Below are 11,861 nucleotides of genomic sequence, written 5' to 3' on the forward strand. Positions count from 1 at the left end.
TTCAGAGCTCCCGCCACATGTGGATTTTGTCGAAGTAGTCCTCGCCCACCCGCACCGCCAGTGGTTCAAGACCAAACTGGATGAAGCCGCAACGCTGGTACAGGTTGAACGCGGCGTCGTTGCCAGCGGTGACGGTCAGCTGGATCAACCTCAGACCTTTATGGTCCTGCGCTTCAGCCAAGGCAGCCTGCACCAGGTGATAACCGACCCCGCGCTGCCGGACCTTGCCCGACACGTACATGCCAAACAATGTCGCCTTGTGCCGGGCCTTTTCCCGAGGCTCGAAGGCCAGACCGACGATGCCCGCCAACTCACCGCCTTCGAACGCGCCGAACACCACGTCCAGCTTGCTGGTCAGGCGTGATTCCCACCAACTCAACGGCATCACGGCGCGTTCGCGCACGCTGGAGGTAAACGCCTGGGGATGCAGGTCGTAGGCTTCGAGCATCAGTGCCCGATAATCCAGAGCATGACTGGCATCAAGCCGTTCAATCCACATGTTCAAGCCATCCGTCGTTGTTCCAGCATCAGTCGCACCGCCAGCGCCGACAGCACGAACCCCATGAAATAGCGCTGCACCGCCAGCCAGGACGGGTTGTTGACGAACCAGGAGGCGATGCCCGCGGCGAACAGCGCAATCAGCAGATTGACGCTGAAACTGACGCTGATCTGGGTCAGACCCAGGGTGATGCTTTGCATGAACACCGAGCCATGCTCAGGCGTAATGAACTGCGGAAACACCGACAAATAAAACACGGCGATCTTCGGGTTCAGGGCGCTGGTCAGAAAGCCCATGGTGATCAGTTTGCGCGACGAGTCCGGCGGCAACTGCTGCGCCTCGAACGGTGAACGCGCACCCGGTTTGACGGCTTGCCAAGCCAACCACATCAGGTACAGCGCGCCGGCCCACTTCAGCACTTCGTAGGCCATCGGCACCGCCAGAAACACCGCGGTCAAACCGGCAGCGGCCGCGAACAGGTGCACGAAAAACCCCGCGACCACACCGAGCAACGACGTCACACCGGCCTTGCGCCCCTGGCAGATCGAACGGGAGATCAGGTAAATCATGTTCGGCCCCGGCGTCAGCACCATCAGCAACGCGGCAGCGGCGAAGATCAGCAAGTCTTGAAGCGGGATCATGGGCAGTCCTTTAGTCCAGAGATGATCAAGCGATCGCGGTTAAGGAGGCTCGATAAAACGGCAGGATCAGGTCCCGTGTCAATGGCGCCAGCGTGACAGTGCCGTCGGTGGCCGAGTCGATCCAGCGCACTTCTTCAATCTCCGCCGCAGGCGATACGTCTGAATCGATGGTCAGTTGAAAGAGTTCGGCCTGGACGGTAAAACCGGGCTCATTGGCGGCCGGTGCCGAGAATTGCCCGAGATAAGTGGCGTGTGCCGGATCGATGACCAGCCCCAATTCTTCTTCCAGTTCACGGGCCAGCGCGTGGACCGGTTGCTCATGCGCTTCGATCTTGCCCCCCGGCTGCATGAACGCCTCGGTGCCGCGCTTGCGGACCAACAGCGTGCGACCGTCCGGGCCGATCAACAGGGCAGCGGCGATACGGATGAGACGGGGCGAAGCAGCGGATGACAGCGTCATGGATCAGGATCGTCCTTGGAAAAAGGCGCAAGAATCACATGGCCGCCGCTGTGTCGTCACGCCGAAAAACATCTATAAAGCACCACTGGCCCCTGTGGGAGCGAGCTTGCTCGCGATAGCGGTATGTCAGTCATATCAATGTTGGATATGTCGCCGCCATCGCGAGCAAGCTCGCTCCCACAGGGGGGTTGTGTAGAGTCTGGAAAAACTAACTCACCTCGAGAACCGCAACGTCTTCCGGCACCTTCACAAAAATGCTGTATTTCGCGCCTTCCATGGCTTCGAAGGCGATCAACTTCTCCACCAGCGGCCCATTCAACACCTTGCCGGCATTGAGCAGCAGCATGCCGTTGTCGGCATTGAGGTTGCGCGCCAGGATCATGCCCGCTGTCACTTCCCGTGTGGTCAGCACCTTGACCGACGGATCGGCCAACGAGACATCGCTCAGGTACGCGGCACAAACCTGGATGAAATCCTCCACCAGTTCGGGATCGTAGAGCCGCCCGGCATAGCTACGGATGTAGACCAGCGCTTCATCGCTGTTCATCTGCCGCTCGAGGATCAGCCCGCGCTGCAACTCGATGAAATCCACCGCCAGTTTCAGCAGCCGCGAACCGAACGGAATCGCCTCGCCCTTGAGCCGGTCCGGGAAACCGCTGCCGTCCCAGCGCTCCTGATGATGAAGAATCAGACGGGCGGCGTCCTTCATCGGGTCGAGGGTCATCAACAGCGATTCGCTCTGCTTGGGATAACCGCGATAGCGTTCCCGATCGCTGTGATGCAGCAGGTCCGCGGGCGCGGTCATCATGCTGTCGGTCCAGCTCAGCTTGCCGATGTTGTAGAGCGCCGCGGCCATGGTCAGGTCGCGACTGGTGCCCTCGTCCAGGTGATGAAGTTTGCAGTAGACCCGCACCAGTTCGATGATCTGGCGGTTGGTCTGTTTGGCCGGCGGCAGGCGCAGATTGGCCAGCAGCGAGAACACCTCGGTGCCGGTGACATAGCTGTGCTTGAGCTCTTCGTAGGCCAGATCGAGCATGTCGGCGGTCTGCTGGAGTTCGGCAGTGCGGGCGGCGACGTGTTTTTCCAGGGTAATGTTGAGCGACTTCAACTGGTCGTTCTGCAGCCGGGTCAACTGCTCCAGGCGCTGGCGTTCGCGCTCGGAATACTGATGAGCCAAGGACTGGCGCAAGGTCAGGAGCATTTCCTCGTCGTTCCAGGGTTTGCTGATGTAGCGGTGAATCTTCCCTTCGTTGATCGCTTTGATGATCGTCGGCATGTCCGCGTAGCCGGTGAGCAGAATCCGGGTGGTCGTCGGGTACAACTGATGGATGCGGGCCAGCAGCGTGGCGCCGTCCATGTTGGGCATGCGTGCGTCGGTCATCACCAGATCAATGGAGTGTTGTTCCATGATCTCCAGCGCCTGGGCACCGCTGGTGGCCAGCAGCAACTCGTAGGGCTGGCCGCGTAACAGGCGACGCAGGCTGTTGAGGATTGACTCCTCGTCATCGACCAGCAGCACCTTGGGTTTATCGTTAAAAGTCGTGGGGAGTTGCTCTTCCATGGCGTCACCTCAAGTGAAACGGGCACATCGTTGTGGCAGGCCCCGAGGCAAACATCCCCTATTGCCGGAGCCTGACCTACAGGCTAGATGATTTTCAGCCCGACAACGGAAATGATTCGGCTCATTGAGTTGCGCGAAGTGCTGGACAGACGACTATGCTCAGCTGACTCGGATCCAAATCTGTACGTTCGGCCAGGTGATCAGGGAAAGGAAGCCCCCTATGAATAAACCGCACCACACTGCTGCCGGTACCAGCGTATGTCGATAAATACGCTGCTGGCGCGGACCAACCGGCGGATTCTTATCGTCGACGACACAGCCTCGATTCATGCGGACTTCGCCAAGATCCTCAGTCCGCCATCGATCGATGACGACAGCCTGATCAGCGCCGAAAATGCCCTGTTCGGCACCCCTGCGGCGCTATCGCTGCAAAGCTTCGTGCTCGACTCTGCGTTTCAGGGCCTCGAAGCCCTGGACAAGGTCGAAACGGCGCTGGCCAATGACATGCCCTATGCGATGGCTTTCATCGACATGCGCATGCCGCCGGGCTGGGACGGGCTGGAGACCATCGAACGGCTGTGGCAGGTCGATCCCAAGCTGCAAGTGGCGCTTTGCACCGCTTATTCCGACTATTCCTGGGAAGACATCGACGAACGCCTGGAACTGGGCGATCGCCTGCTGATTCTGAAAAAGCCCTTCGATGCCATCGAAATCCGCCAGATGGCCAGCGCATTGACGGCCAAGTGGCAAATGACCGAAGACGCAGAGTTGAAGATGTCGCTGCTCGAACAGGCGGTCGAAGAACGCACCCGCGAGCTGTCCGACGCCAACATCATCGTGCAGAACAGCCCCACCATTCTGTATCGGTTGCGCGGCGAGCCGTCGTTTCCATTGATGTATATCTCGCACAACATCACCAAATACGGTCATGTCGCGGCGAAACTGGTCGCCTCGGCCAACTGGGCCCAGGAACTGATCCATCCCGATGATCAAACCAAGGTCGACACCGCCATGGCCCGGGTGCTGGACCGTCATGCCGCGGGCGCGTCCATCGAATTCCGGATGCGCACTGGCGAAGGAGCCTGGCGCTGGGTCGAAAACCGCTACATCCCGGTGCGCGACGATGAAGGCCGTTTGCTGGAAGTCGAAGGCATCATCATCGACATCACTGAACGCAAAATTGCCGAGGAGAAAATCGCCCTGCTCGCCCGCACCGACGGGCTGACCGGGCTGGCCAACCGTGCGACGCTGATCGAGCGGTTGCACCAGGCATTCGCCTCTGTGCGTCGGGGGGCGACAGCGTTCGCCATGTTTTACCTGGACCTGGATCACTTCAAACGCATCAACGATACCCTCGGCCATCCGGTGGGCGACCTGTTGCTGCAAGAGGTAGCACGCCGGATCAAGGCCTGCGTGCGCGAAAACGATGTGGTCGCCCGCCTCGGCGGTGACGAGTTCGCGATCTTGCAACTGGACGTCGGTGACCCGACCCAGTCCGCAGCCCTGGCCGCCAAGATCCGCGATACGTTGGTACTGCCCTACTCCCTGGCCGGCAATGATGTGCGGGTCTCGGTGAGTATCGGCATCAGCAGCTGCACCCCCGAAAGCACCAGCGCCGACGGCCTGCTGACCCAAGCCGACATGGCGCTGTATCGCTCCAAGGAAAAGGGTCGCAACCAGTACCACTTCCACTCCGAGGAGATCAATCAGGAGGTGGTCGAACGCATGGCCATCGCCAGCGACTTGAGAGCGGCCATCGAACACGAAGAACTTGAACTGCATTACTGGCCGGAAGTGGACCTGAGCAGCGGCAAAATCCTCGGCATGGAAGCGCAAGTCACCTGGAACCATCCTGAACGCGGTCTGCTGGACGCCTCGGCGTTCCTGCCCGCTGCGGAAAAGACCGGCACCATCATCGCGCTCGGTCACTGGGTGCTGGATCGCGCCTGTCAGCAAATGCGTCAATGGCGCGATGAGGGAGTGGCGCCGCCGGTGATTGCGATCAAGCTGTCCCTGGCCCAGCTCAAAAGTGGTCCCGAGCTGATCTATGACGTGCTGCGCACTACGGCACGCTGGGAACTCTGCCCCTGGGACCTGCGCTTCGACGTCACTGAAGCGACGCTGGCCCAGACCAAATGGACCCACAACGATGTGTTGCCGCGCCTGCGTGAGCTGGGGGTGAAGATCGCCATCGACGACTTCGGTACCGAGTACTCCTCGTTCGACTACCTCAAGACCTACCAGGTCAATCACCTGAAACTCGCTCAAGCCTTCATCGACACCGCCGCCCGCGATCCGGCCAGCGCGAACACCTTGCGCGCCATCATCAACTTCGCCCGTGACGTCGGGATCGGCATCATTGCCGAGGGCGTCGAAACCCAGGAGCAGCGCAGCTCGCTGATGGCCACCGGTTCACCGATGAACGCCCAGGGTTACTTCTTCAGCAAAGCGGTCAGCAGCCAGCAGGCTGCCGAACTGCTGAAAGCCGGCAGCATCGTGCCCCCGAGCCATGACATCGGCCCGATCCGGGACAACCCGCCACGCTTCACGGAGGACAAAGGATGAAATCGCCTCTCGTGCGGACCAACCGGCGCATCCTGATCATCGACGACACACCCTCGATTCATGAGGACTTTCGCAAGATCCTCGGCCCTGAGATCGAAGGCGAACAGACCCTGGCCGGCGCAGAAGAAGCCCTGTTCGGCACCGTGCAGCTTGATCGGCTGACATTCCAGCTCGACTCGGCCTACCAGGGCCAGGAAGCCCTCGAACTGGTCAAGCGCGCACTGGCCGAAGGTCGTCCCTATGCCATGGCGTTCACCGACATGCGCATGCCACCGGGCTGGGACGGTCTGGAAACCATCGAACAACTGTGGAAGGCCGACCCTCACCTGCAAATCGCGTTGTGCACGGCCTTTACCGATTACACCTGGGAAGACATGGCCGAACGGCTGGAATTCGGCGACCAGTTGCTGGTGCTGAAAAAACCCTTCGACAGCCTGGAAATCCGCCAGATGGCCAGTGCCCTGACCTGGAAATGGCAGATGGCGCAGGACGCGGCGATGAAGGTCCTGAGCCTGGAGCAGACCATCGAGGCGCGGGTCCACGAGTTGCTCAAGGTGTCACACCTGTTGCAGTACGACGTGCTGACCGAGCTGCCCAACAGCACGTTGCTCGGCGACCGGTTGAACCAGTCCCTGGCCCTGTCCCGTCGCCATGACAAGCAACTGGCTGTGATGTTTCTAGGCCTCGATCGCTTCAAGCGCATCAACAATGCCCTGGGGCATCCGGCCGGTGACGAAATGCTTAAACAGGTCGGCCGCAGTCTGGTGGCGACGGTGCGCGAGTCCGACTCGGTGTTTCGCTATGGCGCTGATGAATTCGTGGTGATCCTCGCCGATGTCCGCCACCCTCAGCAGACCAAGGGCATCGCCGAAAAACTCTTGAACGCCATTCGCGCGCCCCAGCACATTGCCGGCCACGACCTGAGCGTGACCGCCAGCCTGGGCATCAGCATTTACCCGGACGACGGTTTCGATGCCATCGCGCTGATCAAGAAAGCCGAAACCGCGATGCGCAACGTCAAGGAAAGCGGTCCGAACGATTTCAGGTTTTTCATCGACGAGATGAACCAGCGCGCCCGGGATCAACAAAGCATCGAAAGCGGCATTCGCCTGGCGCTGGAGCGCAACGAATTTGTCCTGCATTACCAGCCCAAACTGGACCTGGGCAGCGGCCAGGTGGTCGGGGCCGAGGCGTTGATTCGCTGGCAAAAACCGGGACGCGGTCTGGTCTACCCCTCGGATTTCATCAGTGTGGCCGAAGACAGCGGTTTGATCGTGCCGTTGAGCAAATGGGTGCTGGCCGAGGCGTGCCGACAAGCCTGCGCCTGGCAGGCCGCGGGGCTGCCGAAGATCTGTATGTCGGTGAACATGTCGGCCATCGATTTCCGTCAGCGGGACTTTGTCGACGGCATCGAACTGATACTCAAACAAACAGGGATGGAGCCGGCCTTGCTGGAGCTCGAAATCACCGAAGGCGTGCTGATGCAGAACGTCGAAACCACAGTGAACGCCCTGACCCGGCTCAAGGTGATGGGCGTGCGACTGGCCATCGATGACTTCGGTACCGGATATTCCAGCCTGAGCTACTTGCGGCGTTTTCCCATCGACGTGCTGAAAATCGACCAGTCGTTCATTCGCGGCTTAAGCAGCGACAGCAACGACGCCGCGCTGGTCAGCGCCATCATCAGTCTGGGCCGGAGCCTCAAGCTGACCATCATTGCCGAAGGGGTGGAAACCCTCGAGCAACTGGACTTCCTCAAGGCCCATCAATGCGAGGAAGGCCAGGGTTTCTACTTCAGCAAAGCCGTGGAGCCGGACGCCTTCGTCCGGTATCTGGGGTCGGTGAAGCCCTCTTCATCCGCAGCCACGTGAACGATGCGCAACGACACACAGGCCCCATGCCAAGGAATCATCAGATGTCGCCTTTCTTTCACCGTCTGCTATTGGCGCCGTTGTTCGGACTCTGCCTGAGCGCCAGCGCCGCGCCGCTGAATGAAGCGCTCAAACCACTGCCGGCAGTGCCCCAGCAGAATCCGTTTCAGGTCGAACTCGGGCGCCAGTTGTTCAATGAACCGCGCTTGTCTGTCGACAGCTCACTGTCCTGCGCCAGTTGCCATCGACTGGAAAACGGCGGCGCCGACAACAAGGCGTTTTCCATTGGTTTCGCCGGCCTTCCGTTGACGATCAACACCCCCAGCGTGTTCAACGCCAGCCTGAACTTCCGGCAATTCTGGAACGGCCGCGCCGACACCCTGGAAACCCAGATCCACGGCGTGGTGCAAAGCCCCAGTGAAATGGGCAGTGACTGGGAGCATGTGGTGCAGATGCTGAGCGCCGATCCGGCTTATCGGACCTCGTTCACCAACGCCTACCCGGACGGCGTGACCATGAACAATGTGCAGAATGCCCTGGCCACCTATGAACGCACGCTGATCAGCGCCAACTCGCGTTTCGACCAATACCTGCAAGGCGATACCGACATTCTCACCCTCGACGAGAAATACGGTTACCAACGCTTCAAGGACTATGGCTGCATCGCCTGCCATCAGGGCGTCAACATCGGCGGCAACATGTTCCAGAAGTTCGGGGTCATGGGCGACTACTTCAAGACTCGGGGCAACCCCACCGAAGCCGACCTGGGCCGCTATCTGGTCACCAAAGACGAAGAGGACCGCAACGTGTTCAAGGTTCCGAGCCTGCGCAACGTCGCCGTGACCGCTCCGTATTTTCACGATGGTTCGGCCAAAACCCTCGAAGAGGCGGTGGATGTGATGTTCAAGTTCCAGCTAGGTCGTATTCCCTCTGCCGACGACAAGACGCTGATCATCAAATTCCTCAAGACCCTGACCGGTGAATGGGGAGGCAAGCCCTTATGAAAACGTCTAACCGCCGCAACCTGGCGTTGCTCGGCGTCGTGGCCCTGATGCTGGCTTCAGTGCTGCTGTTTCTGTACCTCAAATCCAGCTCGAACCAGACGACGACCTACACCGAATCCCGGGACTTGATCGGCCGGATCAAGCAGCTGAACGCACAATGGGAAACCGAGATCCTCAAGGCCAGGGTCGCCATCAGTCATAACTACGATCCGTTGGTCTCACCACTGACCGAGATAACGAACCTTTGGGAGCGGTTCGACACCATGGAGTCGAACCACGGCCGCAACGACTCGCCCATCTGGCGCGCCAGCCATGAGGCGTACCTGACCGCCATCCAGGAAAAGACCCGCTTGGTGGAGCAGTTCAAGTCTCACAACGCCGTGCTGCGCAACTCACTGGCGTTCCTGCCCACCGCCGAGGACGACATTCAGGAACAGCTGTCCGGGTTGGTGGATGAGGACCAACTGCAACTTCAGAACATTGCCACCGACACGTATGACTTACTGCTCAGCAGCCTGGAGTTCGCCCAGGTCACTTCCGATGACCGGGCCGCCGACATCCTGCTCGGGCTGAACAAACTGGGGGTGAACAAACAGCGTCTACCTGAACAGTTCCACGGAACGATCGATATCATGAGCAACCACATCGCGCTGATTCTGCGCGAACAACCCGTGGTCAATCGGTTGCTGGAAAACATCGAAGCCGTTCCCGTGGCCGAACGCCTGGACGACATTACCAACCTGCTGAACACCGACCAGCAGCGGACCGACGCGATCGATCAGCGTTATCACTTCTACATGCTGGTGTTTTCCGTACTGTTGGTACTGTTACTGGTGTACCTGGCCATTCACCTGATGCGCAGTTTCAATGTGATCAATCGCGTCAACAAAGCCCTGCAAACCGCCAATGAGGACCTCGAACTGCGCGTTGAAGAGCGCACCCGCGAACTCAAGGATACCCAGAGCGAACTGCTCGACACCGCGCGTCAGGCCGGCATGGCCGAGATCGCCACCAATGTGCTGCACAACGTCGGCAACGTGCTCAACAGCGTGAACATTTCAGCCGACCTGGTCACCCGCAAACTGCGTGCCAGCAAAGCGCAGGGCCTAGGCAAGGCCATGCAGCTGATCAACGAACATCCAGGCGACCTCGGCACCTTTCTGACCGAGGACCCAAAAGGCAAGTTGCTACCGGGCTACCTGAATCAACTGGTGGACGCGATAGCCCTGGAACAACAAGGCATGACCGACGAACTGTCCCAACTGACCAAAAGCGTGGACCACATCAAGGACATCGTCGCCACCCAGCAGTCCTACGCGGGCGCCAACAGCCTGATGGAACCGCTACACATCAGCGAATTGCTGGAGGACGCCCTGCGCATGAACTCTGGCGCCCTGACCCGACACCACGTCACGGTGGTCAAGGAGTACAGCGATGTGCCGCGAGTCATGGGCGACAAACACCGGTTGCTGCTGATCCTGATCAACCTGATCAGCAACGCCAAATACGCCATGTCCGACCTCAGCAATCGCCCGCGACAAATGACCCTGGGGGTGAAAATCGTCGAAGACAAGACCCTGCAAGTCAGCGTCAAGGACGACGGCGAAGGCATCGCCGAGGAAAACATGACGCGCATCTTTGCCCACGGTTTTACTACCCGCAAGGAAGGCCACGGCTTCGGCCTGCACAGCTGCGCCCTGGCCGCCATCGAAATGAACGGCCATCTCACCGCCCAAAGCGACGGGCCGGGCAAGGGTGCGCTGTTCACGTTGCAGATCCCGCTGAAAACCGTACCGGAGGAAGCATGAGCGAGCTTTCGAACCGACGCATTCTGCTGATCGATGACACCCCGTCCATTCACGTGGATTTCCGCAAGATTCTCACACCCATGCCGGAGCAGACCGTCGAACTGGACGAGATGGAGGCCGCGCTGTTTGGCAGCGAAGTGAAATCAACCACTGCGCTGTTCGAGCTGGACTCGGCCTATGGCGGCCAGGAAGGCCTGGGCAAACTGAACGAAGCCTTGCAGGAAAACCGCCCCTACGCCCTGGCCTTCGTCGACATGCGCATGCCCGAGGGCTGGGACGGTGCGCAGACCATCGAACATTTATGGCAGGCCGACCCGAGCCTGCAAGTGGTGGTGTGCACCGCCTATTCCGACTATTCCTGGGATGAACTGCTCGATCGATTGCAGGCCCATGACCGGCTGCTGATCCTGAAAAAGCCGTTCGACAATATCGAAGTCCAGCAGATGGCCAACACCCTGCTGACCAAATGGGACATGACCAAACGGGCCAGCGTGCAAATGGACCATTTAGGGCAAATGGTCGAGCGCCGAACCCGGCAGTTCACCGAGGCCAGCGTTGAGTTGCAGCGGGAAATCGACGAGCGCAAACAGCTGGAAACCCAATTGGTGCAATCGGAAAAACTCGCCTCTCTAGGCCAATTGGCGGCCGGCGTCGCTCATGAAATCAACAACCCCATCGGCTTCATTTCCTCCAACCTCGGCACCCTGGATGGCTACTTCAAACAGCTGCAGGAAATGCTCGACGCCTATCGCGATGCGGAAGAGGCGATCGGCTCCAGCGAGCTCGTCGAGCGTTTGAACCAACTGCGCGAACGGGTCGAGCTGGAGTTCCTGCGCGAGGACATTCCGCTGCTGATCAAGGAATCCAAGGATGGCATCAACCGGGTCGGGCAGATCGTCAAGGACCTGAAGGACTTCTCCCGGGTGGACTCCAATCAGGAATGGCAGTGGGCCAATCTGCAACAGGGCATCGAATCAACCTTGAACATCGTCGCCAACGAACTCAAGTACAAGGCCGATGTGCTCAAGGAATATCAGGCGTTGCCCGACATCGAATGCCTGCCTTCGCAAATCAATCAGGTGATCATGAACCTGATCGTCAACGCCTCTCAGGCCATCGGCCCGGAGCGCGGCACCATCACCTTGCGCACCGGGCTTGAAGCGGAAACGGTGTGGATCGAAGTCGCAGACACCGGCTCCGGCATTGCGCCGGACAGCCTGCAGAAAATCTTCGACCCGTTCTTCACCACCAAACCGGTGGGCCAGGGGACGGGACTGGGGTTGTCCCTGTCCTATGGCATCGTGAAAAAACATCGGGGGGAGATTACGGTGCGCAGTGAAGTTGGCGTGGGGACGACCTTCAGGGTCGAACTGCCAGTGCGCCAGACCAAACTGGCGAGCTGAACACAAATCAAAATGTGGGAGCGAGCTTGCTCGCGATGGGGCTGTGTCA

General features: G+C 59.7%; 9 protein-coding genes. 5 read left to right on the top strand and 4 right to left on the bottom strand.

What is annotated here, in order from left to right:
- Position 1 precedes the first annotated feature (1 nt).
- The 4 genes from VD17_RS16070 to VD17_RS16085 form a co-directional block, all read right to left on the bottom strand.
- The gene (locus VD17_RS16070) at positions 2–499 is read right to left on the bottom strand and encodes a GNAT family N-acetyltransferase (RefSeq protein ID WP_046054635.1); all 498 of its coding nucleotides are present in this window, start codon (positions 497–499) and stop codon (positions 2–4) included.
- 2 nt (positions 500–501) lie between these two features.
- A complete protein-coding gene (locus VD17_RS16075; RefSeq protein WP_046054636.1) occupies positions 502–1,140 on the bottom strand; it encodes a LysE family translocator in 639 nt (212 codons plus the stop codon).
- A gap of 25 nt (positions 1,141–1,165) precedes the next feature.
- Positions 1,166–1,600 carry an NUDIX hydrolase gene (locus VD17_RS16080; protein ID WP_046054637.1) on the bottom strand — a complete coding sequence of 145 codons (435 nt, stop codon included), beginning with the start codon at positions 1,598–1,600 and terminating at the stop codon, positions 1,166–1,168.
- Between the two features lie 208 nt (positions 1,601–1,808).
- A complete protein-coding gene (locus VD17_RS16085) occupies positions 1,809–3,161 on the bottom strand; it encodes an HD domain-containing phosphohydrolase (RefSeq protein ID WP_046054638.1) in 1,353 nt (450 codons plus the stop codon).
- Between the two features lie 258 nt (positions 3,162–3,419).
- On the opposite strand from VD17_RS16085, the gene VD17_RS16090 reads away from it, so the two are divergent.
- From VD17_RS16090 to VD17_RS16110, 5 genes are read left to right on the top strand one after another with little or no spacing between them, the layout of a single operon-like run.
- Positions 3,420–5,726 (top strand): putative bifunctional diguanylate cyclase/phosphodiesterase, encoded by a 2,307-nt coding sequence (locus VD17_RS16090; RefSeq protein WP_046054639.1) that lies wholly within the window; start codon positions 3,420–3,422, stop codon positions 5,724–5,726.
- Entirely contained in the window at positions 5,723–7,597 is a 1,875-nt protein-coding gene (locus VD17_RS16095; RefSeq protein ID WP_046054640.1) for a putative bifunctional diguanylate cyclase/phosphodiesterase, read from the top strand. Before VD17_RS16090 ends, VD17_RS16095 begins: the two co-directional genes overlap by 4 nt.
- Positions 7,598–7,641: 44 nt before the next feature.
- On the top strand, positions 7,642–8,601 hold the full coding sequence (locus VD17_RS16100) for a cytochrome-c peroxidase (RefSeq protein ID WP_046054641.1): 960 nt from the start codon (positions 7,642–7,644) through the stop codon (positions 8,599–8,601).
- Complete coding sequence (locus VD17_RS16105) at positions 8,598–10,409, top strand: DAHL domain-containing protein (protein WP_046054642.1); 1,812 nt, start codon at positions 8,598–8,600, stop codon at positions 10,407–10,409. The genes VD17_RS16100 and VD17_RS16105 overlap by 4 nt, the downstream gene beginning before the upstream one ends.
- Entirely contained in the window at positions 10,406–11,812 is a 1,407-nt protein-coding gene (locus VD17_RS16110; RefSeq protein ID WP_046054643.1) for an ATP-binding protein, read from the top strand. The genes VD17_RS16105 and VD17_RS16110 overlap by 4 nt, the downstream gene beginning before the upstream one ends.
- The last annotated feature ends 49 nt before the right edge of the window (positions 11,813–11,861 follow it).

This window comes from Pseudomonas fluorescens, from assembly GCF_000968015.1.
In the GTDB taxonomy this organism is placed as follows: domain Bacteria; phylum Pseudomonadota; class Gammaproteobacteria; order Pseudomonadales; family Pseudomonadaceae; genus Aquipseudomonas; species Aquipseudomonas fluorescens_W.

What these genes read in the sequence shown, in the direction of transcription:
- VD17_RS16070 (WP_046054635.1), bottom strand. Translation starts at nt 499, where the DNA reads ATGTGGATTGAACGGCTTGATGCCAGTCATGCTCTGGATTATCGGGCA.
- VD17_RS16075 (WP_046054636.1), bottom strand. Translation starts at nt 1,140, where the DNA reads ATGATCCCGCTTCAAGACTTGCTGATCTTCGCCGCTGCCGCGTTGCTG.
- VD17_RS16080 (WP_046054637.1), bottom strand. Translation starts at nt 1,600, where the DNA reads ATGACGCTGTCATCCGCTGCTTCGCCCCGTCTCATCCGTATCGCCGCT.
- VD17_RS16085 (WP_046054638.1), bottom strand. Translation starts at nt 3,161, where the DNA reads ATGGAAGAGCAACTCCCCACGACTTTTAACGATAAACCCAAGGTGCTG.
- VD17_RS16090 (WP_046054639.1), top strand. Translation starts at nt 3,420, where the DNA reads ATGTCGATAAATACGCTGCTGGCGCGGACCAACCGGCGGATTCTTATC.
- VD17_RS16095 (WP_046054640.1), top strand. Translation starts at nt 5,723, where the DNA reads ATGAAATCGCCTCTCGTGCGGACCAACCGGCGCATCCTGATCATCGAC.
- VD17_RS16100 (WP_046054641.1), top strand. Translation starts at nt 7,642, where the DNA reads ATGTCGCCTTTCTTTCACCGTCTGCTATTGGCGCCGTTGTTCGGACTC.
- VD17_RS16105 (WP_046054642.1), top strand. Translation starts at nt 8,598, where the DNA reads ATGAAAACGTCTAACCGCCGCAACCTGGCGTTGCTCGGCGTCGTGGCC.
- VD17_RS16110 (WP_046054643.1), top strand. Translation starts at nt 10,406, where the DNA reads ATGAGCGAGCTTTCGAACCGACGCATTCTGCTGATCGATGACACCCCG.